The organism is Caulobacter sp. GW821-FHT09B08 (genome assembly GCF_059418225.1).
Genome location: NZ_JBWKPL010000002.1, coordinates 1 through 24,573, shown reverse-complemented (window position 1 = coordinate 24,573; position 24,573 = coordinate 1). Strand labels below are relative to the sequence as shown.

The 24,573-nt window shown below is 70.3% G+C and carries 17 protein-coding genes; 10 read left to right on the top strand and 7 right to left on the bottom strand.

Annotation, left to right across the window (positions count from 1 at the left end):
• Position 1 precedes the first annotated feature (1 nt).
• The 3 genes from AC07OA_RS06370 (at position 2) to spt (ending at position 2,520) form a co-directional block, all read left to right on the top strand.
• Positions 2-967: an NAD-dependent epimerase/dehydratase family protein gene (locus tag AC07OA_RS06370; RefSeq protein WP_494662948.1), complete on the top strand. Its 966-nt coding sequence runs from the start codon at positions 2-4 to the stop codon at positions 965-967.
• A 79-nt stretch (positions 968-1,046) separates the two neighbouring features.
• Complete coding sequence (locus AC07OA_RS06365) at positions 1,047-1,298, top strand: phosphopantetheine-binding protein (protein WP_494662947.1); 252 nt, start codon at positions 1,047-1,049, stop codon at positions 1,296-1,298.
• A 4-nt stretch (positions 1,299-1,302) separates the two neighbouring features.
• Positions 1,303-2,520, top strand: coding sequence for a serine palmitoyltransferase (gene spt, locus AC07OA_RS06360; RefSeq protein WP_494662946.1), 1,218 nt, complete (start codon positions 1,303-1,305; stop codon positions 2,518-2,520).
• A gap of 147 nt (positions 2,521-2,667) precedes the next feature.
• Here spt and AC07OA_RS06355 read toward each other — a convergent pair whose 3' ends face one another.
• The 3 genes from AC07OA_RS06355 to AC07OA_RS06345 are packed head-to-tail and all read right to left on the bottom strand — an operon-like array spanning position 2,668 to position 5,587.
• On the bottom strand, positions 2,668-3,597 hold the full coding sequence (locus AC07OA_RS06355; RefSeq protein WP_494662945.1) for a hypothetical protein: 930 nt from the start codon (positions 3,595-3,597) through the stop codon (positions 2,668-2,670).
• The gene (locus AC07OA_RS06350) at positions 3,594-4,523 is read right to left on the bottom strand and encodes a diacylglycerol/lipid kinase family protein (protein WP_494662944.1); all 930 of its coding nucleotides are present in this window, start codon (positions 4,521-4,523) and stop codon (positions 3,594-3,596) included. The genes AC07OA_RS06355 and AC07OA_RS06350 overlap by 4 nt, the downstream gene beginning before the upstream one ends.
• Positions 4,523-5,587: a CDP-alcohol phosphatidyltransferase family protein gene (locus AC07OA_RS06345; protein WP_494663737.1), complete on the bottom strand. Its 1,065-nt coding sequence runs from the start codon at positions 5,585-5,587 to the stop codon at positions 4,523-4,525. Before AC07OA_RS06345 ends, AC07OA_RS06350 begins: the two co-directional genes overlap by 1 nt.
• 156 nt (positions 5,588-5,743) lie before the next feature.
• Between AC07OA_RS06345 and AC07OA_RS06340 the strand changes: the two genes are divergently transcribed.
• From AC07OA_RS06340 to mobA, 6 genes are all read left to right on the top strand, one after another.
• Positions 5,744-6,661 (top strand): metallophosphoesterase family protein, encoded by a 918-nt coding sequence (locus tag AC07OA_RS06340; protein ID WP_494662943.1) that lies wholly within the window; start codon positions 5,744-5,746, stop codon positions 6,659-6,661.
• 104 nt (positions 6,662-6,765) lie between these two features.
• Entirely contained in the window at positions 6,766-7,203 is a 438-nt protein-coding gene (locus AC07OA_RS06335; protein ID WP_494662942.1) for an HIT family protein, read from the top strand.
• Positions 7,200-8,438: an LptF/LptG family permease gene (locus tag AC07OA_RS06330; protein ID WP_494662941.1), complete on the top strand. Its 1,239-nt coding sequence runs from the start codon at positions 7,200-7,202 to the stop codon at positions 8,436-8,438. Before AC07OA_RS06335 ends, AC07OA_RS06330 begins: the two co-directional genes overlap by 4 nt.
• Complete coding sequence (locus AC07OA_RS06325) at positions 8,435-9,499, top strand: LptF/LptG family permease (RefSeq protein WP_494662940.1); 1,065 nt, start codon at positions 8,435-8,437, stop codon at positions 9,497-9,499. Before AC07OA_RS06330 ends, AC07OA_RS06325 begins: the two co-directional genes overlap by 4 nt.
• A complete protein-coding gene (locus tag AC07OA_RS06320; protein WP_494662939.1) occupies positions 9,500-10,651 on the top strand; it encodes a dATP pyrophosphohydrolase in 1,152 nt (383 codons plus the stop codon).
• Entirely contained in the window at positions 10,648-11,421 is a 774-nt protein-coding gene (gene mobA, locus AC07OA_RS06315) for a molybdenum cofactor guanylyltransferase (protein ID WP_494662938.1), read from the top strand. The genes AC07OA_RS06320 and mobA overlap by 4 nt, the downstream gene beginning before the upstream one ends.
• On the opposite strand, the gene AC07OA_RS06310 is transcribed toward mobA, so the two are convergent.
• The gene (locus AC07OA_RS06310; protein WP_494662937.1) at positions 11,418-11,873 is read right to left on the bottom strand and encodes a hypothetical protein; all 456 of its coding nucleotides are present in this window, start codon (positions 11,871-11,873) and stop codon (positions 11,418-11,420) included. The genes mobA and AC07OA_RS06310 overlap by 4 nt on opposite strands.
• Positions 11,874-12,118: 245 nt before the next feature.
• Complete coding sequence (locus AC07OA_RS06305; protein ID WP_494662936.1) at positions 12,119-14,437, bottom strand: TonB-dependent receptor; 2,319 nt, start codon at positions 14,435-14,437, stop codon at positions 12,119-12,121.
• Positions 14,438-14,689: 252 nt separating this feature from the next.
• Between AC07OA_RS06305 and AC07OA_RS06300 the strand changes: the two genes are divergently transcribed.
• Positions 14,690-15,841 (top strand): S41 family peptidase, encoded by a 1,152-nt coding sequence (locus tag AC07OA_RS06300; protein ID WP_494662935.1) that lies wholly within the window; start codon positions 14,690-14,692, stop codon positions 15,839-15,841.
• A 4-nt stretch (positions 15,842-15,845) separates the two neighbouring features.
• On the opposite strand, the gene AC07OA_RS06295 is transcribed toward AC07OA_RS06300, so the two are convergent.
• Complete coding sequence (locus AC07OA_RS06295) at positions 15,846-16,598, bottom strand: phosphocholine cytidylyltransferase family protein (RefSeq protein WP_494662934.1); 753 nt, start codon at positions 16,596-16,598, stop codon at positions 15,846-15,848.
• A gap of 152 nt (positions 16,599-16,750) precedes the next feature.
• A partial coding sequence (locus AC07OA_RS06290; protein ID WP_494662933.1) for a hypothetical protein occupies positions 16,751-24,573 on the bottom strand: 7,823 nt, incomplete at its 5' end.

The following is a 24,573-nucleotide window of genomic DNA, read 5'->3' as shown; positions in this document are numbered from 1 at the left end:
CATGAGCCTGGCCCGGAAAGGGCCTGTGGTCGCCGTCACCGGCGCCACGGGCTTCCTGGGCCGACGTCTGGTCAGGGTCCTGGCCGAGCAGGGCTGGACCGTCCGGGTCCTGGCCCGCCGCGACGTCGCCGATCCCGCCTGGGCGGGCCTTGAACCTCAACTGGTGATCGGCGACCTGGCCAACGCTCGCGCTTTGGCGGCGCTGTGCGACGGAGCCGAGATCGTCGTCCACGTGGCCGGGCTGATCAAGGCCCGCGACCGCGCCGCGTTCGACAAGGGCAATGTCGAGGGCGCGCGCCAGGTAGCCCTGGCCGCCAAGGCCGCCGGCGCTCGCCTGATCCTGATCTCTAGCCTGGCCGCGCGCGAACCGGACCTGTCCGACTACGCCGGCAGCAAGCGGGGCGGCGAAGAAGCCGCCCGGGCGGTGTTCGGCGACGACCTGACCATCGTTCGCCCTCCCGCCATCTACGGTCCGGGCGACATCGAGACCCTGCGGCTGTTCACCATGGCCTCGCAAAGCCCTGTTCTGCCCGTGCTGGATCCCAAGGCCAGGATGGCCTGGATCCACGTCGACGACGCGGCGGCGCTCATTGCTCAGTTGGTCAAAATGCCGCGCCCCGGCCTGCTCAGCTTGTCCGACGACCGCCCCGAAGGCTATGGCTGGGCCGAGCTCATGCAGGCCGCGTCCAAAGCGGTCGGCGCCTCGCCCCGGCTGGTTCGAATCCCGGCATGGACGATCAAGGCTTTGGCGAAACTGTCAAAATGGGCTTCAATCGTCAGCGGGAGAGACTCAATTCTCACGCCCGGCAAGGCTCGGGAGTTGCTTCACGGCGATTGGGGACTATCTACCAACGATCCGATTCCGGACTTTCCCCCAGTGAGATACCCTCTCGAAGCGGGATTCGCGCAAAGCGTGCGCTGGTATCGTTCGGAAGGCTGGTTGAAGGATAAAAAGTCTCGGAAATAGCCCTATTCGGCGATTTTCTGGCAAGACGGCTGTTACAATTCGGTTATGTAGGACTTTGGTCGGGGATATCGTCGCGTCTATGGAAGCTGTTACGGATCTCACTTTGCGTGAAATCGGCTTGGCTACGGGCAAGGTGCTCGGGCGCTCGGTCGATGTGACGAACGAAACCCATATCGGCCGCGATCTGGCCGTCGATTCCCTGGCCTTGATGAACATCATCATGGAGCTCGAAGACACCTTCGATATCTCCATTCCTCTGGATCGCCTGGCTTCGGTGGAGACCGCCGGAGACCTCGCATCCCTGATTAAAGACCTTCGGAATAGGGCCTGAAGCCATGGGGCTGTTCGACAAGCACCTCGCATATCGCGATGCGTACAACGCGATCCGGCAAGCCGGAGCCGATCCCTTCAGCGTGCGTTTCGACTCCGTCGTCTCGCCCACTGAAGGCGTGATCAACGGCAAACGCACCATTCTGCTGGGCACCAACAACTATCTGGGCCTGACCTTCGACGAGCAGGCGGTCGCCGCCTCGGTCAAGGCTGTTCAGGAACGCGGAACGGGCACCACCGGTTCCCGCATCGCCAACGGAAGTTTCGAGGCGCACGTCGAGCTCGAGACAGCGCTGGCGAAGTTCTACAACCGCAAGCACGCGATGGTGTTCACCACCGGCTACCAGGCCAATCTGGGCGTGCTGTCGACCCTGGTCGGCCGCGGCGACCACCTGATCCTGGACGCCGACAGCCACGCCTCGATCTATGACGGCTCGCGTCTGGGCCACGCCGAGGTCATCCGCTTCCGCCACAACGATCCGGAAGACCTGTACAAGCGCCTGCGCCGCATGAAGGACGTGCCCGGCGAGCGCCTGATCGTGGTCGAGGGCATCTATTCGATGATCGGCGACATCGCGCCGCTCAAGGAAATCGCCGCCGTGAAGCGCGAGCTGGGCGGCTACCTGCTGGTCGACGAGGCCCACTCGATGGGCGTGCTGGGCGAACACGGGCGCGGCCTGGCCGAGATGGCCGGCGTCGAGGCCGACGTCGACTTCATCGTCGGCACCTTCTCCAAGAGCCTGGGCGCCATCGGCGGCTTCTGCGTCTCGGACATGGACGACTTCGACGTCATGCGCGTCACCTGCCGTCCGTACATGTTCACCGCCTCGCTGCCGCCGGCCGTGGTCTCCTCGACCGTGACCGCCCTGCGCCGCCTGGAAGAACAGCCCGAGCTGCGCCACAAGCTGATGGCCAACGCCCGCCGCCTGTACGACGGCCTGTCGGGCATGGGCTACATCACCGGCCCGACCTCCAGCCCGATCGTGGCCATCACCATGCCCAACGTCGAAAGCGCGATCGGCATGTGGAACGCCCTGCTGCAGAACGGCGTCTATCTGAACCTGGCCCTGCCGCCCGCCACGCCGGACAGCCGTCCGCTGCTGCGCACCAGCGTCAGCGCCGCCCACAGCGACGAACAGATCGACCAGGTCCTGGCCGTGTTCGCCGAGCTGGGCGCGGCGATGGGCCTGATCGAGACGCCGCTGAAGCGCGTCTCGGCCTAAAGCCACCGACATCCGAAAGTGCGAAAGGCCCGAGGGAAACCTCGGGCCTTTTTCTTTTATGGCCGGGGACATGCCCTTGCGGCGTGTCCCCAAGTCTTGGCGCCGTGGATGCTGATGGGGACACGCCGCGAGGGCATGTCCCCGGCCCTATCGCGCCCTGCCCTGGGCCTGGCGCTGTCGCCACAGGCGCCACAGCACGCCCGGCGCGGCCAGCACCGGGTGGCGCTCGCGCCAGGGGGTCAGGGCCACGGGCATGCCGGTATGGCGTTCGATCTTCCAGGCGGCATAACGGGCCGCGCCCTCGAAGGTGAAGGCGGCCTTGACCAGCCGGGCGTAGTTCAGCGGGCGGCCCATCCGCCGGCGCAGACGCCAGGCCGCGCCCAAGCGCTTGCGGTCCTCGAACGACAAGGCCGGCCGCACCGCCCCGTCGGCCTCCAGGTCCAGCAGGCCTTCCTCGTGCCAGGCCGCGCGCAGCAGGCGGTCGTAGCGCGCCACGTCGAACGACAGGATCGAGCGCTCGCGCCCGCCCTTCTCGACCCGGAACTCCGCCGCGTAGGTCTCCTGAAACAGGGCCGACCAATAGGCCTCCGGCGGCCCTTCGGCGGGGCCCAGGGCGGCGGCGAAGCGGGCGGCGGTGCGCGCCGCGTCGGCCACGGCCTCGACCACCTCCGAGGCGGCCTCGGGATCGGCGCTCCAGACCAGGCCGGCGGGCTGGACGAACCGGGCCCAGATGGTGGTGTCGATCCCCTCCCCGCGCGTCGCCTTGCGGAACTGGGCCAGGGTCATGGTCGCCACCTTGGCCCGCAGCACCTGCCCGTCGATCTCCAGCTCGTGATAGCTGACGTCTGGCCACAGAACGCGCGTGGCCAGGCCCCGCAGGCCGGGCCGGACAGTCTGGGTCAGGACGTAGAAGTCCATCACCCCGTCCAGGTCGCCCGTGCGCAGGATCGAGCCGTAGAACAGCACCGCCCGCACGCCGTCGAACAGCTGGGCCAGCCTGGCCGCATAGGCCACGGCGGGCGGCGGCGCCGGAGCCAGCAGCTCCGCGCCGATCAGGCTGGCGACGCCGGCGGTCATCCCGCCAGGAACCGCAGGGTCGGGGCCAGGCTGACGGTCACGCCGCAACCGCCGTCATAGACGTCGCCGTCGACCACCAGGGGCTGGTCGGTGGTGATGCGCAGCTTTTCGGCGTCGCCCCGACGATAGCCGTGCTTGGGCGACCAGGCCGAGTCCTTGCCGGCCAGCAGGGCCGGAAAGGCGCCGGGCAGCCGACGCGGCGGGGCGTCGACGTCCAGGAACTTCATCCCCTCGCGCGGCGGGCCGAACGGCTTGACCCCGAACGGCAGGCGCTTGAGCGTGGTGGCCAGCACCAGGAAGCGGTCGGCCGTGCGGGTCTCCTCGCCGTCGATGGCCAGGCACAGCGGCACGCCGGCCCGCCACTGGTCGCGCTTGCCGCCCATCACCGTGCCGACCAGGGCGCCCAGCACGCTCATGGCCACGGCGATGCTGTGGAAGGCCCCGGCCTTGTGGACGTTCTGGGCCAGGCTGGTGGCGCGCACGAAGGCGCCCAGGCCGAACACGAAGCCGCGCAGGCAGGGCCGCCCGTCGTCCCAGCGCACCTCCAGCGGGGCGCGGTGCTTGATGACGGCGCTTTCGGAGCGCGCCGCGGCCAGGGCCTGCTCCAGGGTCCAGCCGGGCGTCACGCCCAGGTCGATGGCCAGGACGTTGGTCTTGCCCGAGGGGATCAGGGCGATCAGGGGCATGGCCTCGCCGAACACCCGCGCGGCCAGGCTCAGCACATCGCGGATCGTGCCGTCGCCGCCGTCGATGACCAGCAGGTTCACCCCGCACTCGGCGAAGGCCTTCAGGTCCTGCTCCAGCGCCAGCGGCGTGGCCGGCTCGACCAGCAGCACCGCGTCGGGCGTCGGCGGTCCTACCGTATCGGCGTCGACCCGCCCGATATTGGCGTGGCTCTTCGGATTGCGGACAACGCCCACTCGCATCAGCGCGACAACCAGGAAACGATGGAGCCTTTGGGGGCCGCCAGGGCTTGAACGATCTGGGCGGCGTGCACCAGCAGGCAGATCCCCGTCCAGACCGCCACGGCCAGGAACCCGATGTCGGGTCGCCCGGCCAGAACCGCAAGGGTCAGCAGGATCAGGTTCGGGTTCCGGCGTGCGGTGATCTGGCGGAAAAAGCTGTCGAACGGCCGCCAGGCGTGCATCTCGACCTTGAACAGGGCCAGGAAGATGCCCTCTTCCACCCGCTGGAGCACATAGCCGGCCAGGATCACCGCCAGGGCGAGGCCGCCATAGGGCACAGTGAACCAGCCCAGACCACCAAGACCCATGAACCAGGCCCACCACCAGAACGGCGGGTGGATCAGGTCGATGCCATGGTCGAAAACGTTGCCCCACTTGGAAGAAGTCAGGGTCACTCGGGCCAGCTTACCGTCGACGGTGTCGAGGAAGGTCATGATCCAGGCGCAGACCAAGCCCCAGCCATAGTTGCCCTCCCAGAACAGCCAGAAGGCCGCCAGCACCAGCAGGAAGCCGATCCCGGTCACCTGGTTGGGCGTCATCCTGGCCAGGGCGCACCAGCGGGTGACGATCCGGGCGGGCGTGGGCCAGACGTGCTTGGTGACCAGGTCGGTGACGCCCTTGTAGGAGCCTTGGAACAGGCGCTTTTCCACGGCCACGCGGGTCTCGGGCGTCAGGCGCTCCAGGACCGGCGGCTCCTTCTTGCGCAGGGCGTGGTTGTAGGCCGAACCCAGCTCCAGGGCGGTCAGGCGGGTCAGGGTCGGCGTCGCCGCGCCGGGATCGTTGCCCGCGTTGATCGCCGCGATCGCGGCCACGGCCTCGGTCGGGGCGGCGTGCAGGGCCACGACCCGGCCGGTCTCGTCGGTCAGGGCCACGCCCGGACGCCCGGCCAGGGCCTTGATCAGCGATTCGTCGAACACCCAGCCGGCGTCCACGACCACGACGGGGTCCAGCAGCACGGCGTCGCGCGCGGCTTCGCGCAGGCCCAGGCGGCGATAGATGCGCGACAGGCGTTCGGCCGAACTCATGCCCCACAGGCGCGTATCGGCCTTGCCCGCGGTCACCGCGACCGGCTTGCCGACCTCGCCTGGATCATTTTCGACGCTCACGATAGACAACCCCTTGAAACCCGAGGCGATTGATAAGCAGCTTCGGCCCCTTCCGCCAGAATCCGTGTTTCAGTCTTGTCGATATTCCGCCTCGCGCACCTCTCGGACCTGCACCTGCCGCCGCCCAAGGGCGCGTTCGGCTGGCGCGATCTGTTGTCCAAACGGCTGCTGAGCCGCATCGCCTGGCGTCGCAAGCACCGGGAGCATAGGCCGGACATCCTGGCGGCGGTGATCGCCGACCTCAAGGCCCAGGGCGTGGACCACGTGGCCATCACCGGCGACCTGACCAACTACGCCTCGCCGGCCGAGTTCGACGCCGCCCGCCTGTGGCTGGAGGCCCTGGGTCCCGCCCACGACATCACCGTCAGCCCCGGCAATCACGACGCCCTGGTCACGGCCAAGGAAGGCGAGCAGGCCTTCGCCGCCTGGACGCCCTGGCTGGGCGACGTGGGCGAGACGCGGTTTCCGCAGGTGCGGGTGCGCGACGGCGTGGCCCTGTTCAACCTGTGTTCGGCCGTGCCCACCGCGCCCCACCTGGCCACCGGCCGCCTTGGCGCCGCGCAGCTGGAGCGACTGGCGGTCCAGCTGGCCGACCCGGCCTATGCCGACGCCTTCAAGGTGCTGCTGATCCACCATCCGCCGGTCGCCGGGGCGGTGGCCAAGCGCAAGTGCCTGGAGGACCAGGACGCGCTGCGGGCGCTGCTGGCCGCGCACGGGGCCGACCTGGTGCTGCACGGCCACGCCCACGACGCCATGGTCTCCACCCTGCCCGGCCCCGGCGGCAAGGCGATCCCGGTCCTGGGCGTGCCCTCGGCCTCGGCCTTGGGTCAGCGGGGCCACCCCGCCGCCCGCTGGCACGGCGTTGAGATCGACCGCCGGGCGGACGGCGGGATCGAGGTCAAGGTCGTGGCGCGGGGCCTGTCTCCCGCCAACGGCGAGCCCGCCGAGCTGGGCCGCTACGTCCTGATCCAGGCGGGTCGGGCCGCGCCCTGAAATCGTCCGGAACCGATGTGAACGCCATGGATCGCCCTTCCCTGCAAAAGGGCGCATCCCTATTGTAGCCGCGACGGCGGCGTACGCCCCGAGGCGAGGCCGACATGACCAATCCCACCGCCGAGGCTTTCGGCTTTCCCCGCACCAAGGTCGCCGAAACCGAAAGCTGGCTGGTGCTGGTCCGACCCAAGCAACCGACGTTTGGGTCTCTGGTCCTGATATGCAAAGAGTCGGCCCAGGCCTTCTCGCAACTGAGTCCCGCCGCCTTCGCCGATCTCAAGACGGCGGTCGACGGTATCGAACGGATGCTGGGCAAGGTGGTCGCCTACGAGAAGATCAACTACCTGATGCTGATGATGGTCGACAGGGACGTGCATTTCCACGTGATCCCCCGCTACGCCGGGACGCGTGAACACGACGGGCGCGTCTTCGCCGACGCCGGCTGGCCCGCCGCGCCCGCCCTGGGCGAAGCCGTCGACCTAGGCCTGGACGGCGCCGAGCGCCTGGCCGGCGAACTGGCCCAGGTCTGGTCGGTCGCGTGAAAAAGAAGAAGCCCATCCCCACGCCGCACGGCACGTCGCGCTTTCGGCTGATCGACGCCTATCTGCTGCGCCTGCTGGTCTGGCCGATCGTCGGCTGCCTGGGCGTGACCGTGATCGCCCTGCTGCTGGAGCGCGTGCTGCGCCTGCTGGACGTGCTGTCCCAGAGCAGCGCCCGCTTCGGCTACGTCACCCAGCTGGCCGCCAACCTGGTGCCGCACTATCTGGGCCTGGCCCTGCCGGTGGCCTTCTTCGTGGCGCTGTTCATCGTCATCACCAAGCTTTCCGACGGCTCTGAGATCGACGCCCTGCTGGCCAGCGGCCAGTCCCTGACCCGCGTGGCCGCGCCGTTCGTCTGCGTGGGCGTGTTCCTGATGATCTTCAGCCTGGTCGTCTTCGGCTACATGCAGCCCTACAGCCGCTACGCCTATCGCGCCGTGATGCACGAGGCGATCAACGCCGGCTGGAACGGCAAGCTGAACGGTGGGTCCTTCATCGACGAGCCCAAGCTGCTGATGACCGCCGACGGCGCCGACGCGGCCGGCCAGCAACTGACCCGGGTGTTCATCCGCCGCGTCGATGTGGCCGGCCACGAGGAGGTGATCACCGCCGCCACGGCCGACCTGCGCGCCGCCCCGGACGGCAAGAACGTCACCATGCTGCTGCGCAAGGGCCAGCGGATCGGCATCGACGCGCGCGGCCAGTACCGCACCCTGGTCTTCGACCAGTTCACCACCAACGTCCCCCTGGCCGGCGCGGCGGCCCTGCTGCGCGACCGCGGCGGCGACGAGCGCGAGCTGACCCTGGGCGAGCTGGCCCGGCAGGCCGACAATCCCCACCCCGTCGTGCCGCGCGCCACCCTGCTGGCCGAGCTGTACGGGCGCGTGGCCCGAGCCCTGTTCCTGCCCTTCCTGCCGCTGCTGGCCTTCCCACTGGGCCTGGCCGCCAAGCGCGGCAACCGCACGCCCGGCCTGATCATCGCCGGCGTGCTGCTGCTGGCCTTCCAGCACAGCCTGCAGCTGGGCCAGAGCATGGCCGAGTCCGGCAAGGCCATGCCCCTGATGGCGATCGGCCTGCCGTGGTCGATCTTCGTGGGCCTCAGCCTCTGGATGTTCATCGGCAGCCGCAAGCGGCCCGGCCAGACCCCGGTCACCGAGCTGATCCGCCGCCTGGGCGTGGGCATCAAGCGCCTGCGCCGCCGCTTCCGCTCCAAGTTCGACGAGCAGGTCGAAGCATGAAGATCCAGCTCTACGTCCTGCGCACGGTGGGCACGCGCGTGCTCGGCGCGGCCCTGATCCTGTTCTCGATCCTGCAGATCCTCGACCTGCTGGAAGTGACCACCGACATCCTGGACCGGGGCCTGGGCATGGCCGGGGTACTGTACTACGCCGCCCTGCGCTCGCCGCGCCTGATCGAGCAGGTGGCGCCCATCGCCACCCTGGCCGGCGGCCTGTTCGCCTTCTCGCAGCTGGCGCGCGAGAGCGCCGTGATCGCCATGCGCGCCACCGGCATCTCGGCCTATCGCATCGTCGGCATGGCCCTGCCCGTGGCCCTGCTGGTCATGGCCATCGACTTCAGCTGCGCCCAGATCATCGCCCCGCGCACCGATCCGGTCCTGGCCGACTGGTGGCGGGCCACCACTCCCGTCGCCGACCGCAAGGTCCCGGGCCCGCGCACCTTCCGGGCCGGCGACGACCTGGTGATCGCCGCCGGCGCCTCGACCGACGGACGGGTGCTGAACACGGTGAAGGTCTATCGCCGCGACACGGCCGGCCGGCTGATCGAGCGCATCGAGGCCCCCAGCGCCACCTACGCCCGCGGCGCGGGCTGGACCCTGGTCAAGCCGACCATCGTCCGGTTCAGCGGCGAGCAGATTTCGGTCACCTCGGCCGATACGCTGAGCTGGCCCTCGCCCCTGCACCGCCAGGACGTCCAGGCCCTGTTCGCCGACAGCCCCGTGCCCACCGCCGCCACGGCCCGCCGGGCCCTGCTGAACGGCGGCGGCGACCGGCCGTCCACCTTCTACGAGACCCGCTTCCTGGGCGCCTTCGCCGGACCGTTCGCGGCCTTGGTGATGCTGCTGCTCAGCGCCCCCGTCGCCCTGGCCAATTTCCGCAGCGGACAGGGCGCGACCCTGCTGACCGGAGGCCTGGCCGCCGGACTTCTGTTCCTGGTCATCAACGGCCTGCTCTCGGCCCTGGGCGAAGGCGGGTCGCTGTCGCCCATCCTGGCCGTCTGGGGCGGCCCGGTCATCTTCGCCGCCCTCGCCATTTACGCGCTTGTAGTCCTGGAGGGCTGAATGCCGTTCGACACCGTCGATTCCGATCTCACGGTCATTCCCGTCTCCACCAAGGCCGAGCTGAAGCGCTTCGTCGAACTGGCCAACCGCCTCAACGCCAAGGACCCCAACTGGGTCACGCCGCTGATGTACGAGCGGCTGGCGGCCCTGACGCCGGCCACCAACCCGTTCTTCCAACACGCCGACGTCCAGCTGTGGCTGGCGGTGCGCGGCGGCCGCGACGTGGGCCGGATCAGCGCCACCATCGACCATCTGGCCACCGAGGTCGGCAGCGGAACGACCGGCAATTTCGGCATGATCGCCGCCGAGGACGACCCGGCCATCTTCAGCCTGCTGTTCCGCACCGCCGAGGACTGGCTGAAGGCGCGCGGCTGCACCCGGGCGCTGGGCCCGTTCAACCTGTCGATCAACGAAGAGGTCGGCCTGCTGGTCGACGGCTACGACACCAAGCCCATGGTGATGATGGGCCACGATCCGCGCTACACCCCCGCCCGGGTCGAGGAGCAGGGCTACGTCAAGGCCAAGGACGTCTACGCCTATGTCTGCGACCCGCGCGCGGCCCTGCCGCCCGTGGTGGTGCGCCGGGTCAAGCGCGGCCTGCCCGAGGGCGTGATCCTGCGCCAGCTGGACATGAGCCGCTACGACGAGGAGGTCAAAGCCCTCACCGCCATCCTCAACGACGCCTGGTCGCAGAACTGGGGCTTCGTGCCGACCACCGAGGCCGAGACCGCCCAGCTGGGCAAGGCCCTGAAGGACGTGCTCGACCCGCGCCTAGTGCTGTTCGCCGAGATCGACGGCGAGGTCGCCGCCTTCATCGTGCTGCTGCCCAACGTCAACGAGGCCATCGAGGGGCTGAACGGCAAGCTGCTGCCCTTCGGCTGGGCCAAGCTGCTGTGGCGGCTGAAGGTCAAGCGCGTGAAGTCGATCCGCATTCCGCTGATGGGCCTGAAGAAGAAGTTCGCCGACACCCTGCGCGGCCAGGTCGTGCCCTTCCACCTGATGAACGCCGGCCGCGACGCCGGTATCGCGCTCGGCTACGACAAGTTCGAGTTCTCGTGGATCCTGGAGGACAACACGGCCATGCGCCGGATTTCCGAGGCCATGGGCGCGGAGATCTACAAGACCTACCGCATCTACGAGAAACAGCTTTGACCGCGCCCTTCCAGGCCCTGGTGCTGGCCGGTTCGCGCGGCGGGGTCGATCCCGTGGCCGACTATGCCGGCGTCAGCCAGAAGGGCCTGATCGTCCTGGGCGGCCGGACCCTGCTGAACCGCGTGCTGGGCGCGCTGGACCAGGCCGGGGCCGAGCGCATCGCCGTCTCGACCAACGACGCGGCCCTGCAAGAGGCCCTGGCGGCCGAGAAGACCCGCGCCGGTCTCCAGCGCCTGCCATCCGCCGCCGGCCCCAGCCAGAGCGTCCACGAGGGCGCGCAGGCCATGGGCACGCCGCTGCTGGTCACCACGGTGGACCACGCCCTGCTCCAGCCGGACTGGGTGACCGACTTCATCGCCGACACGCCTGCCGAAGCCGACATCGCCATCCTGCTGGGCGAGGAAGCCCTGGTCCAGGCCGCGGCCCCGACCACCAAGCGCACCTATCTGGCGTTCCGCGACGGCCGCTATTCGGGCTGCAACCTGTTCTACCTGAAGACCCCGGCGTCGCTGAAGGCCATCGACCTTTGGCGCACGGTCGAGAAGCACCGCAAGAAGCCGTGGAAGATCGCCGCCCTGTTCGGGCCGGCCATGCTGGTGCGCTACCTGCTGGGTCGCATGACCCTGGACGAGATGGTCGCCCGCATCGGCGCCCTGGCGGGCGTCAAGGCGGCGGCGGTCCGGGCCCGGCACGGCTTGGCGGCGGTGGACGTCGACAAGCCGGCCGACCTGGACCTGGTGCGGTCCATCGTCGAGGGCGCGCCCGCCTAGCTGGTGGCGGCCTCGGGCGTGTTCCCCTCGTCGCCGCGATAGAAGACGCCGACGGCGCCGACCCACAGCAAGGCCAGGATGGCGGGAATGAACGCCACCGACGACGGCCAGGGAATGGGCGAGTTCGAGCCCAGGGTCGAGACCCAGATCACGAAGGAGATGGCCGAGATCGTGATCCCCAGCGCCTGGGGCTTCACCCCGCCCTTCGACGTGGACTTGATGCGGACCGCGATCAGGATCGCGATGCAGATCAGGGCGATCACGATCAGCAGGACCAGCCGCAACGTGCTGTCGATGGTGGTGGGCACCAGGCCCGTGGCCGCGCCGTAGGTGCCCAGCGCCTCGGCCGGGATCAGCTTGGCCAGGCGCGAGGCCCAGCCGTCGGTGTTGTTGTCTTGCGGCGGCGGGCTGTCGCCCGGGCTCAGCGGCGGACCGTTAACTCTCAGTGACATGGATGCTCCCTCGTCCCTTCAAAGATTGGCTTTCTCGAAGCGGGACGCCGCATCGCGACTCTCCGACGCGACACTGAGCGAGCGTCGTCCCGAGGGCGAGCCTGACCGAACTGGCCCCCGACCGCAATCATTGATGGAAGTTTTATCCGACACAACTCATGGAAAACCCTGAGAAACGGATAAGGAAAACCCCGACGCCGAGGCCGGCGCCGGGGTTTCTGAACGTCCAGGAACGTTGGAGTCGGTTACTTCAGCTTGGCGCTGACCGAGATGCCGACGATGCGCGGCTCGTTGTAGACGGCCGCCATGTAGTTCTCGATCACGCCCTTGAGGTTCTTCTCGTTGGTGATGTTGCGGCCGAACAGGGCCACCTCGTAAGCGCCGTCGCCGCCCTCGTAGCCCAGCTTCAGACCGCCTTCGAAGTTGTCCTTCGAGTAGAACTCGTCGGTCTTGTAGAGCACGAAGTTGGTGTAGCCCTGCACGTTCCAGTCGGTGGCGACGAACAGCTTGCCGTCGGCGCCCACCGGCACGTCGTAGCGACCCGTGAAGCTGAAGTTGTACTTCGGCGCGTTGGGCAGCGGGTTGCCGTCGATCTGGGTGTAGTAGTTGGTGCCGAACGGACCGACGATGGCCTTGAGCGGGCTCTTGACGGTGCAGACCACCACGCTGTTGAGCGCGCAGACCTGGGCGTAGACGCGGTCGTCCTGGATCTCGCTGTGCAGCAGGCTGACGCCGGCCGTCAGGGTCAGGTTCTGGATCGGGCGCCATTCGGCGTCGGCTTCCAGGCCGTAGGCCTTGGCCTTGTCGGCGTTGAACAGCACGCCGTTGCCGTTGGAGTCGTTGCCGTTCAGCTGGATGTCCTTGACCTCGTAGGTGAAGGCCGAGGCGTTCAGGCGCAGGGTGTTGTCCAGCAGGGTGCTCTTGAAGCCGGCTTCCCACGACAGGATCGTTTCGGAATTGGCGGTGGTGAAGTCGGTGTTGAACACCGCCGAGCGGCCCTGGATGGTCGGGCCGCGGAAGCCCTTGGCCACGCGGGCGTAGAGGTTCAGGTCAGGGGTGACCTCGTAGTTGGCCGACAGGTCCCAGCTGACCTGCTCGTCCGACAGGCGCACGTAGCGGCGGCCGGTATAGGTCTGGACGTTGGCGGCGTTGTTGGCGGTCTTGGCCAGCACCGTCTTCTTGGCGTCGAAGGTGTCGCGCAGGCCGCCGGTGATCGTCAGGGCGTCGGTGACCTTGTAGCTGACCTGGCCGAACACCGCCCACGAGGTGTTCAGGTTGTTCAGGCGCACCCAGTTGTTGGGGTTGTAGCCGGTGGTCCCGGGCGTCAGGAAATAGGCGCGCTGGTAGAAGTCGGTGGTGTCGCGCGAGTCGAAGTACAGGGCGCCGACCTGCCACTTCAGGCGGTCCTCGCCGTTGCTGGCCAGGCGGATTTCCTGGGTCAGCTGGTCCAGGTCGCGGACCTGGCCCATCGATTGGCCGAAGCCGTTGGGAACGCCGCCCACCGGATAGTTGGCCGCCGCGCCGCCGTCGGTGTCGCCGCGGCTGTAGCCGTTGGTGGTCTCGTAGGCGCTGATCGAGGTCAGGGTCACCGGGCCGAAGTCGTAGCCGATGTTCAGCGACGCGCCTTGCGTGTCGTAGGCCTGCGGGTTGTTGGCGGCTTCGTCGAAGGCGACGCTGTCGCGCGGGGCGGTCGAGTTGTTGGAGCCCTTCTTCAGCGCCTGGCGCAGGAACAGGGTCGAGGTGCCCTCGTAGTTGCGGGCGTGGGCCGAGGCCAGGACGCTCAGCTGCTCGTTCGGGGTGAACAGCAACTGGATGCGGGCGTCCTTCTCGTCGAAGCCGCCCATGGCGTTCTTCTTCGGCGTGACGGTGCCGTCGGCGCTGGCGCCGGCGAAGGTGTTGTCCACATAGTCGTCGCGGTGCTGGTAGAGGGCCGAGACGCGGAAGGCCAGCTTGTCGGCCACGATCGGGCCGCCGATGCCGCCGTCGAAGGTGGTGGTGCCGTAGGTGCCGTACGAGGCGCTGGCGCGGCCTTCCAGGGTCTGGGTCGGCTTGTTGGTGTCGAACTTGACGATGCCGGCGGTGGTGTTGCGGCCGAACAGCGAGCCCTGCGGGCCGCGCAGCACTTCCACCTGCTTGACGTCGAACAGCGGGTTGGACTTCAGCACCACGTGTTCCAGCACGACGTCGTCATGGATGATCGACACCGGCTGCGAGGCGCCGAGGTAGAAGTCGATGTTGCCCAGGCCACGGATGTAGAAGCGCGGAAAGATCCGGCCCGTGGTGGTCTCGGCGTAGAAGCTGGGCACCTTGCCCGACAGGGCCAGGATGTCCGAACCGTCGGCGTTGACGGCGCGCAGTTGTTCGCCGCCGACCACGGCCACCGACACCGGCACTTTCTGCAGGTTTTCCGAGCGGCGCTCGGCGGTGACGACGATCTCGTCCAGGGCGGTCGGCGCCGCTTCCTGGGCCAGAGCAGCGGTGGCGAACGCCAAAGAGGCGAACGAGAGGGCGGAGAGACCCGCGCCCAACAGCAAAGCGCCCTTGCGGGCCGAAAAACGAGACATGACTACCCCTCTGAAACCGTGACCGAGACCTTGAAGCCTGCGCGCGAGAATCGCGGGGAAAGGCCATCGAGGGCCACCCGCTTATAAGAACTCGCTTACTTAGGCGAACCCGCGCCGTATAAGGCCGTTCGGTGACGCTCGCGTGACGGGCGATCGGGCGCCGACTGAGCGCTTTCCCGGCGCCGACGGGCGCCTTCCGGCCTTGCAAGCTTTAAGGTATCGCTTGCTCCACAAGGGATTTGGGGGGCGATCATGGCGCGATCCTGGGCGGCGAAACCGATGTGGGCGATCACGCTTGGACTGGCGACCGGGCTCTTGCTCCATGGCCACGCCGTGGCCGGCGACACCAAGTCGACCACGCTCCAGATGCTGGAGGTCTTCGGCGACGCGCTCCAGACGGCGGAGCTCCAGCACGTCACGCCGATCGACGCCCGCAAGGCGGTCGAGGCCGCGATCGACGGCATGATGCAGTCCCTCGACCCTCACTCGGAATATATTACGGCCGAAGAGGTCGAAACCCTGGGCGAGCGCGGGTCCGCGGTGGGCGTCGGCCTGTCGACCAACAACGCGGACGGCGTGGCCCGGATCGTCATGCTCGCCAGCGACGGCCCTGCGGCCAAGGGCGGCCTGCGCCGTGGCGACTACGTCGTCGCCATCGACGGCCTGAGCGTGCTGGGCGACACCGACGCCCGCCTGCGCTCGAAGCTCAGCGGCCCGCCGGGAAGCACGGTCAAGGTGTCGGTCATCCGCGACCTGCGCGAACGGCTGGACGTCGCTCTCGTCCGCGAGGGCGTCGCCTCCAGTACAGCGACCGCGCGCATGGAAGGCGACTACGCCTATCTGCTGTTGCCGCGCCTCGACGAAACCGCCACCGGAACGCTCGACACCGCCCTGCGCGAACTGCGACGCGATCACCCGGAAATGAAGGGCGTGGTTCTGGACCTGCGCGACAATCCCGGCGGCCTGGTCGATCAATCCGTGTCGGTATCGGACCTGTTTCTGAACGAGGGACAGGTCTTCTTGCAGCGCGGTCGCGGGAACGACGACACCCGACGCTACACCGCTCACGCCGGCGACGCCGCCAATGGCTTGCCGATGGTGGTGCTGATCAACGGCGGCACGGCGGCCGGCGCCGAGATCATCGCAGCCGCCCTGCAGGACAACCGCCGCGCCAGGCTTGTGGGCCAGCCCAGCCTCGGTCGCGGCTCGATCCAGACGGTGATGCCGCTGCGCGGCGGCGTGGACGGCGCCCTGAAGATGACGACGTCCTATTTCTATCGCGCCTCGGGCGCGGCGATCGACGCGGTCGGGATCACGCCGGACCTGACGGTGACTCCGGCGCCCGGAGAGGTTTCCGACGTCCAGCTGGCCCGCGCCGTCGCCCTGCTCAAGAGCGGCGGCTAGCGCCCTACTCGCCTGCGGCCACCCAGGCGGCGGCCAGCTCGTGGTTCCGGGGCAGGTCCTCGGGGAAGTCCATCTCGGCCCATTGCTTGCCTTCGATGGACTGCACGCGGACCACGTCATGGTCCTGAGCGATCTGGTTGATGACGCTGAGATACCAGCGCTTGAGGCCTTCGGGCGTGCGCAGGGCCTGCTCGACGATGCGGGTGAACAGGGTCGCGCCTTCGGGATCGAACTTCAGGAAGCCGATGGACTCCGCGTCGTACTGCTCGATGGTCTTGCCGATGGCGCGCAGGGACAAACCTTCCGTCAGCACCTTCATGTCGTCGGCGTCGTAGCCGGCGGCCTTGCGGTCGATGGTGACGGTGATCGGCGCCGACGGGGCGGCGATCAGGGTCTCGGCGATGGCGCGCTCGAACAAGGTGTCGCCGTTCAGCAGCAGGAAGTCGCCGCGCATCTCGCCGCGCGCCAGCCAGCAGGTCGCCAGGTTGTCTGTCAGGGCATAGAACGGGTTGAACAGGGTCCGCGCCTTCAGGCCGGGGATGTTCAGGCTGGCGATCTCGGCCTCGACCGTGTCGGCCGCGAAGCCGGTCACCACCACCGCCTCGGTGATCCCGGCCTCGGCCAGGTGCTTGAGCTGCCAGTGCAGCACGGTGCGGCCCGACAGCTCCACCAGGCACTTGGGGCGGGTGTCGGTCAGGGGCGACAGGCGCTTGCCCTGGCCGGCGCTGAGAATGATGGCTTTGGCCGGTTTCGCCACGGGCGTGGTCTCGTCTGTCAGGGAATACGAAGAGCGCGAAATAGCGACGACGGGACGGGCCAACAAGCCCGCCCCGTCGTGCGAAGGGTGGAAGTATCAAGCCGGACGGGTTTCGCGCAAGGCCCTGCCCGTCGGCTTGATGCGGTCCGGCGCTAGAACGGCACGCTGAACTTCACCGCCAAGCTCTGGTTGTCGACCCGGTCGCCGAACTGGCCTGACCAGTTGAGCTTGGCGCTGGCGCCGTTGCCCCCGACGATGGTCACGCCCAGCTCGGTGTCGAGCGTGGTCTTGTCCGTCCGGCCCGCGACGCTGAACTGGCCCGACGGAGTCGGGGCGGCCTGGAAGGCGGCGGTGAACAGCGGGGCCCGGCCCGACAGGGTCTGGCTGGCGCCGACGCGGGCATAGGGCCGGATGGCCGTGACGCCCTGCATGAACTCGCCGCCGACCTCGACCTTGACGCTGGCGCGGGTGGCCTTGTCGGTCTGGCGCGGGGCCACCAGGTTCAGCGCGCCCGCGCCCTCTTCGACGAAGGCGTGGGTGGTGATCGCGCTGGTGTTCAGCTCGGCGATCGGCTTGACGTAGGCCTTGTCCTCGCCCAGGCGGTAGCTGACCCGCGCGGTCAGGGCCTTGAAGCCCATGTTCTGCTCGCCCTTGGCCATCCGCAGGCCCGAGGGCAGCAGCACCGCTCGGCTCGTCTCCACCTTGCTCGTACCGGCGTCGAAGGCCAGGGCCGCCGTCAGCGGGCCCCGGACGTGTTTGACCACCGCGCCGAACTGATAGCGCTCGCCGTTGCCCTGGGTGCGGTACTTGACGCCCGTACGCAGGTCCTCGGCCGAGGCGGCCGCACCGAAGCGCCACTGGTCGTTGCCGTCCTCGAAGCCGCCCGACAGGCCCGTCGAACGCTCTTCGTAGGCCATGTCCTGAGCAGTGGCGTCCAGGGTCAGCCGGCGCGCGCTGGGCTTGGCCCAGACGCAGGCGGCCGCCGTGTCCGCGCCCGGAGCGGTCGGACAGCTCATCAGCGAGTCCGTGAACCCGGCGATGGCGTAGTTGGTCACCGCCACCTGGGTCGCATAGGTCTCGGGGCTGAAGCTGTCGTAGTAGTTGGCGAGGTTCGTCTGCGACGGCTCCCAGAACAGCTCGGCCGCCACCGGCGCGAAGCCGTCGGAGCTGCCGGCCAGCTGGATGTTGTTGATGTGATCGCCGACGGCCGTGCGGTTGACGTTGAACCCGGCCGGCGAGAAGTCGACCACATAGTGCAGGTTCAGGTCGTCGGCCGTGGTCTTCAGCTCGAAGGTGGCGATCGACGAGGTCGGGGCCACCAGCTGCAGGCCCGAGGCCGTCAGCGCGCCCGTGCCGTTCAGGATCGTGGCGGTGTGGTCGCCCGGCAGGATGTGGCCCGCGTCGGCGATCTGCAGGACGAACTTGCCCTTCAGGTCCAGCGCGCCGGTCACGTCCAGGCGATCGATCTCGCCCGCCTTGCCGGTCTTGCCCAGGTCGAGGTCGGCCAGGAACACGCCGGTCGTGGTCTGGGTGAAGTCGCCCTCCACGCGGGTGGTCTGCACATGGTCGATCCCGCCCGGCGACATGACCCCGTCGTTGAGCAGATCGCCGCCGCCCAGCTTCACGAAGTCCAGCGACTCCAGGATCGAGGTCGCGGTGTTGTGGAAGCTGTTGGTCCCGCTCCCCAGGTCGATGTTGCCGATCACGCCCTTGTTGCTGATGATCGCGTCGTTGCCGGTCGAGCCCAGGATCGCCAGGTCCGAACCCGCCGACACCACGCCGTTCAGGGTGATGACGTTGTTCTTGCCGCCGTCGATCTGGACGCCCTTGCCGTAGACCGTGCCGCCGCGGACGTCGCCGTTCAGGGTGGCGACGATGTCCTTGGGCGTGAAGGCCGAGGCCGCCGGAGCGGATGAACCCGCCACGGGAGCCGAGACCGGGTCGATGTCGCCCGCCTGGCTCTGGAAGAAGGCCCCGACGCCGTTCTTGCCGCCGGTCCAGATGTTGCCGTTCTGGATCACGGTGACCGTGCCGGCGTCGCCCGTGCCGCCCAGCGAACCGGCGAACGACAGGCCAAGGCCGCTGCCGAACAGGCCGCCGCCGCCGCCCACCGACTGGGCGAAGATGCCGACCGAGCCGTCGCCCAGCAGGATGATGTCGCCGGTGTTGGTCACCGTCACGTCGCCGCCGTCGCCGCCGTAGCCGTCCAGCGGGTTGAGGCTCAGCTTGCCGTAGTCGCTGTAGTCCTCGCCGCCGAAGGCGCTGAGGTCGCCCCACGAGGCGATGCCCAGCGAGACGTCGCCGGCCACGCCGCCGCCGCCGCCCACGCTCTGGGCGAAGATGCCGTAGGCGCCGAAGCCCTCGGTCTGGATCAGGCCGGTGTTCTTGACCACGACGTCGCCGCCGTCGCCGGCCGAGCCGCCCACGCCGGAGAACACGATCTGGCCGACGGTGGTGATGGTCCCCTCGCCGCCCGTGCCGCCGCCGCCGCCCACGCTCTGGGCCATGATGCCGTGCGACAGGCGGCCCGAGGTGTAGATCGCGCCGTTGTTGGTGACCGTCACCAGGCCGCCGTCACCGGCCGAACCGCCGGTGCCGCCGATGCTGATGCCCCAGTCGGGCTCCTTGAAGGAGTTCACCAGGTCGATGGTGTCGGTGATGTTGCCGACCACGCTCATCGTGTCCGACAGGCCCTGGCTGTAGGAATAGGTGTCGTCGCCGTCGTAGTCGGTGGCGCCGCCGGTGCCGCCGCCGCCGCCCACGCTCTGGGCGAAGACGCCGCGCGACAGGGCCCCTTCGGTGACGATGGTCCCGTTATTGACCACGCGCACCTCGCCGCCGTCGCCGGCCACGCCGCCCTGGCCGCCGATGCTGACCTGGCCGGCCAGGCCCGAGCCACCGTCGCCGCCGCCGCCGCCCACCGACTGGGCGAACACGCCGTGCGAGTCCTTGCCCTTGGTCCAGATCAGGCCGCTGTTCTTGACGTCGACCAGGAAGCCGTCGCCGCCGCCCGCGCCCGAACCGCCGATGGCGATCTGGCCGCCCTTGGCCTCGCCCTTGTTGGCCATGTCGAGGAAGGTGACGACCTCCTCGCCCTGGGTCGAGATCAGGCCGCCGCGACCGCCGCCGCCGCCCACCGACTGGGCGAACACGCCGTGCGAATCGCCGCCTTCGGTCAGGATCTGGCCGCTGTTGTCGACCCAGACCTCGCCGCCGTCGCCGGCCGCGCCGCCCTGGCCGCCGATCGAGACGTTGACCGAGGTGGCCTTGGCCGTGCCCGCGCCCGACGCCTTCTTGGAGAAGCTCAGCGAGAAGCCGCGAGCGTCGCCGCCGCTGCCGCCGCCACCGCCCACCGACTGGGCCACGATGCCGGACGAATTGCCGCCCACCGTGCTCAGCGAGCCGGTGTTCTTGACGTCCACCAGCTTGCCGTCGCCGGCCGCGCCGCCCGTGCCGCCCAGGGCGATGGCGTAGGTGCCGTTCTGGCCCTGGCCGAAGCTGCCGGAAGCGGCCGTGGCCACGCCCGCGTCGCCGCCGCCGCCGCCGATGCTCTGGGCGTAGATGGCGTTGGACTGGGACTCGCCCGTGGAGGCCACGACGCCGCTGTTGGTCACGCGGACCTCGCCGCCGTCGTTGCCGGTTCCGCCCGAACCGCCCAGGGCGACCGAGATGTTGTTGCTCTTGGAGCCCAGGCTGACCGTGCCGGCGCCGCCGGCCATGTAGTCGGACCACTGGTTCTCGTCGATGCCGGCCATGCCGCCGTGGCCGCCGCCGCCGCCGATGCTCTCGGCGAAGATGCCGTGCGACTGTTCGCCGTGCGTCACCACCGTGCCGCTGTTGTCGACCGTGACATTGCCGCCGATCGAGCCCGTGGCGCCCGAACCGCCCATGTTCATCGACAGGTTGGTGGACTCGCCGCCCGAGACAGCCAGGGTCCCGGCCGCGCCGCCGGCCCCGCCGCCGCCGCCCACGCTCTGGGCGAAGATGGCCGTGGCGTCGTCGCCCTCGGTGACCACCAGGTCGGTCGAGGTGACCTTGACGTCGCCGCCCTTGCCGCCGCCGCCGCCCGAGCCGCCCAGGGCCAGGGAGATGTTCTTGGACTTGGCGCCGCCCAGGGCCGCCGAGACGGCCATGCCGCCCGCGCCGCCGCCGCCGCCCACGCTCTGGGCGAAGATGGCCGTGGCGCCGTCGCCCGTGGTGCCGACCTTGCCGTTGTTGGTCACCTCGACCTTCTTGCCGATGCCGGCCGAGCCGCCCGTGCCGCCCAGCGACACGCCGAGCGCGATGTTGTCGGTCGAGGACAGGCCGCCGGTCAGGGCCCCGGCGAAGCCGCCGTCGCCGCCGCCGCCGCCCACGCTCTGGGCGAACACACCGTAGGCGCGCGAGCCGGTGGTGGTGGTCACACCGTCGGTGGTGACATAGACCTCGCCAGCGTCGCCCGCCGAACCGCCGGAGCCGCCGAGACTAGCCGAGATGCCGATGGTGCTGGTCCCTTGGGTCAGGGCGCCGGCGATGGAGAAGCCGCCGCTGCCGCCGCCGCCGCCGATGCTCTGGGCGATCAGGCCGTGGGCCTCTTCGCCATGCGTCACCGCGCCGACGTCGCTGATCACCGTGACGGTCTGGGCGTCGCCGCCGCTGCCGCCGGAACCGCCGACGGAGACCCCGACGCCGACCGGCTTGCCCGACGACAGGGCCGCCGTCACCGCCGCCGAGAAGCCGCCGTTGCCGCCGCCGCCGCCGATGGACTGGGCCTGGATCGCGTAGGCGCGGTCGTTGGTGGTCTCGATCAGGTCGTAGCTGTGGACGGTCACGACGCCGCCGTCGCCGCCCACGCCGCCGCCGCCGCCGATGCTGAGGCTGGCCGCGCCCGTGCTCTGGCCGGCCGCGCCGCCCGCCGCGATGGAGAAGCCGCCGCTGCCGCCGCCGCCGCCCACCGACTGGGCCAGGACGCCGACCGCGTCGACGCCCGTGGTCAGGATCTGGCCGAAGCTGTCGACCTTGACCTCCTTGCCGTTGCCGCCGCCCGCGCCGGAGCCGCCGACGCCGACCGAGACCGCGCCGCTGGTGTTGCCCGAGGCGATGGCCAGGGCGCCGGTCCAGCCGCCCGCGCCGCCGCCGCCGCCGATGCTCTGGGCCTGGATGCCGTTGGCCCGGTCGCCGGTGGTGGAGATGTCGGCGTGGCTGGTCACCTTGACCAGGTCGCCCGCGTCGCCCGCCGCGCCGCCGCTGCCGCCGATGCCCAGCGAACCGGAACCCGAGGTCTGGCCGATGCCCGCCGAACCGGTCAACGAGAAGCCGCCGCTGCCGCCGCCGCCGCCGATGCTCTGGGCCAGGACGGCCGTGGCGTCGTCGCCCAGGGTCAGGATCAGGTCGATGACGTCGACCTCGACATCGCCGCCCTTGCCGCCGCCGGCGCCCGAGCCGCCGACGCCGACCGCGATGGCCGCCGTGCTCTGGCCCGCGCCCACCGACAGGGCGCCGGTGAAGCCGCCGCTGCCGCCGCCGCCGCCGATGCTCTGGGCCTGGACGCCGTACGAACGGTCGCCCGTGGTGCTGATCACGCCGTCGCTGCTCACCTTGACCAGCGCGGCGTCGTTGCCCGCGCCGCCGTTGCCGCCGACGCTGACCGTGGCCGAGCCGGCCGTCTGGCCCGCGCCCACGCCGGCCGCCAGCGAGAAGCCGCCCGTGCCGCCGCCGCCGCCGATGCTCTGGGCCAGCACGCCTGCGGCGTCATGGCCTTCGGTGGTGATCGCGCCCTTGCTGTTGACCGTGACGACCTTGCCGTCGCCGCCCAGGCCGCCCGAGCCGCCGACGCTGACGCCGACCGCGCCGGCCGTCTGGCCCGCCGCGATGGCCAGCGAGCCGCTCCAACCGCCGTTGCCGCCGCCGCCGCCCACGCTCTGGGCGAACACGCCCGCCGACCGGTCGCCGATGGTGTGGATCGAGCCGGTGGTGTCGATGTCGACCGTGTCGGCGTCGCCGCCGCCCAGGCCGCTGCCGCCCACGCCGACCGAGCCGCCCAGGGCGCCCTGCCCCACGGCCACGCCGGCCGCGATGGAGAAGCCGCCGCTGCCGCCGCCCCCGCCGATGCTCTGGCCGAAGATGCCGGCCGAATCCACGCCCTGGGTCTCGATGGAGCCCAGGCTCTCGATGTCGACGACGCCGCCCTTGCCGCCCTTGTCGCCGCTGCCGCCGATGGAGACGCCGACCGCGCCGCCGGCCTGGCCGGCCGCCCCGGCCACCGTGCCGCTCCAGCCGCCGCTGCCGCCGCCGCCGCCCACGGCCTGGGCGAAGATGCCCGCCGAGCGAGCGCCTTCGGTGACGATGTCGGTAACGCTGCGCACGGTGGCCGAACCGGCCATGCCGCCCTCGCCGCCCGAGCCGCCCACGCCGACCGAGGCCGAGCCGGCCGCCGTGCCGGCCGACAGAGCGCCGGCCAGGGCGAAGCCGCCCGTGCCGCCGCCGCCGCCGATGCTCTGGGCGTAGAGGCCCGCGGCGGCGACGCCGCGCGTGTGGATGGTCCCGGCGGTGTCGATCAGCACGTTGTCGCCGATGCCGCCCTTGCCGGCCTCGCCGCCCACGGACACGCCGATGCTGGCGCTGCCGCCGCCCGAGACCGCCGCGGCGATGGCGCCGCTCCAGCCGCCGTTGCCGCCGCCGCCGCCCACGCTCTGGGCGAAGATGCCGACCGAGCGGTCGCCCGTGGTGTCGATGGTCAGGGTGCTGGCGTGGTCGATGGTCACCGCCCCGCCCTTGCCGCCGTCGCCGCCCGTGCCACCGACCGAGATCGCGCCCGAGACCGCGCCCACGTCGCCGACCGCCAAGGCCGCCGCCACGGTGTAGCCGCCGTCGCCGCCGCCGCCGCCCACGCTCTGGGCGAAGACGCCGCGCGAGTCGTCGCCGGTGGTGGTCAGGCTGCCGTCGGCCGTGACGTGGACGATGCCGCCTTCGCCGCCCTTGCCGCCTTCGCCGCCGACGCCGATGCTGACCGCGCCGTAGACGCCGATGGCTCCGCCGGCCCCGAAGCCGCCGTTGCCGCCGCCGCCGCCCACGCTCTGGGCGTAGATGGCCGAGGCCCGGTCGCCCTTGGTGACGATCGAGCCGCTGTTGCCGACCGTGACGTCGCCGCCCTTACTGGCCGTGCCGCCGTTGCCGCCGATCGACAGATTGACGAACAGGCCCAGGCTGACGGAGTCGCCGCCGCTGCCGCCGCCGCCGCCCACCGACTGGGCGAAGATGCCGCCCGAGCCGTCGAGCTCGGTGACGATGCTGCCCTGGTTCTGGACCGTGACATTGCCGCCCTGGCCGCCGCCCGAACCGGCGCCGCCGATGGCGAACTGGGCGCCCGCGCCGCCGCCGTTGCCGCCGCCGCCGCCCACGCTCTGGGCGAACACCGCATAGGAGTCGTAGCCGTGGGTGGTCAGGTCGCCGATGTTGGTGACGGTGACGCCCAGGGCCTCGCCGCCCGCGCCGCCGTCGCCGCCGATGGCCACCAGGCCGCCGGCGCCCGCGCCGTTGCCGCCGCCGCCGCCCACCGACTGGGCGAAGATCGCTTGAGACTGGGCGCCGCTGGTCTCGATGGAGCCGCGATTGGTGACCTCGACCTCGCCGCCCTTGCCGGACGCGCCGCCCTTGCCGCCGATGCCGACCACGCCGCCGCCGCCCGCGCCGTTGCCGCCGCCGCCGCCCACCGACTGGGCGAACAGGCCCACGGACTCGTCCTTGTGGGTGACGATGGCGCCGTCGTTGGTGGCCGTGACCTTCTTGCCGTCGCCGGACGAGCCGCCGCCGCCGCCGATGCCGACCAGGCCGCCGCCGCCGCCGCCGACCCCGCCGCTGCCGCCCACGCTCTGGGCGAACATGCCGATCGAGCCCACGCCGCCGCTGCCGACGCCGGTCTCGATGGAGCCGTCGTTGTAGACGTCGACCGTGCCGCCGTCGCCGCCGCCCGAGCCGTCGCCGCCCAGGGCCGCCA

Excerpts from the sequence above, each read along its gene's own strand:
- AC07OA_RS06335 (WP_494662942.1), top strand. The coding sequence starts at position 6,766 with ATGACCAATCCCACCGCCGAGGCTTTCGGCTTTCCCCGCACCAAGGTC.
- spt (WP_494662946.1), top strand. The coding sequence starts at position 1,303 with ATGGGGCTGTTCGACAAGCACCTCGCATATCGCGATGCGTACAACGCG.
- AC07OA_RS06300 (WP_494662935.1), top strand. The coding sequence starts at position 14,690 with ATGGCGCGATCCTGGGCGGCGAAACCGATGTGGGCGATCACGCTTGGA.
- AC07OA_RS06370 (WP_494662948.1), top strand. The coding sequence starts at position 2 with ATGAGCCTGGCCCGGAAAGGGCCTGTGGTCGCCGTCACCGGCGCCACG.
- AC07OA_RS06320 (WP_494662939.1), top strand. The coding sequence starts at position 9,500 with ATGCCGTTCGACACCGTCGATTCCGATCTCACGGTCATTCCCGTCTCC.
- AC07OA_RS06305 (WP_494662936.1), bottom strand. The coding sequence starts at position 14,437 with ATGTCTCGTTTTTCGGCCCGCAAGGGCGCTTTGCTGTTGGGCGCGGGT.
- AC07OA_RS06310 (WP_494662937.1), bottom strand. The coding sequence starts at position 11,873 with ATGTCACTGAGAGTTAACGGTCCGCCGCTGAGCCCGGGCGACAGCCCG.
- AC07OA_RS06365 (WP_494662947.1), top strand. The coding sequence starts at position 1,047 with ATGGAAGCTGTTACGGATCTCACTTTGCGTGAAATCGGCTTGGCTACG.
- AC07OA_RS06350 (WP_494662944.1), bottom strand. The coding sequence starts at position 4,523 with ATGCGAGTGGGCGTTGTCCGCAATCCGAAGAGCCACGCCAATATCGGG.
- AC07OA_RS06355 (WP_494662945.1), bottom strand. The coding sequence starts at position 3,597 with ATGACCGCCGGCGTCGCCAGCCTGATCGGCGCGGAGCTGCTGGCTCCG.
- AC07OA_RS06325 (WP_494662940.1), top strand. The coding sequence starts at position 8,435 with ATGAAGATCCAGCTCTACGTCCTGCGCACGGTGGGCACGCGCGTGCTC.
- AC07OA_RS06345 (WP_494663737.1), bottom strand. The coding sequence starts at position 5,587 with ATGAGTTCGGCCGAACGCCTGTCGCGCATCTATCGCCGCCTGGGCCTG.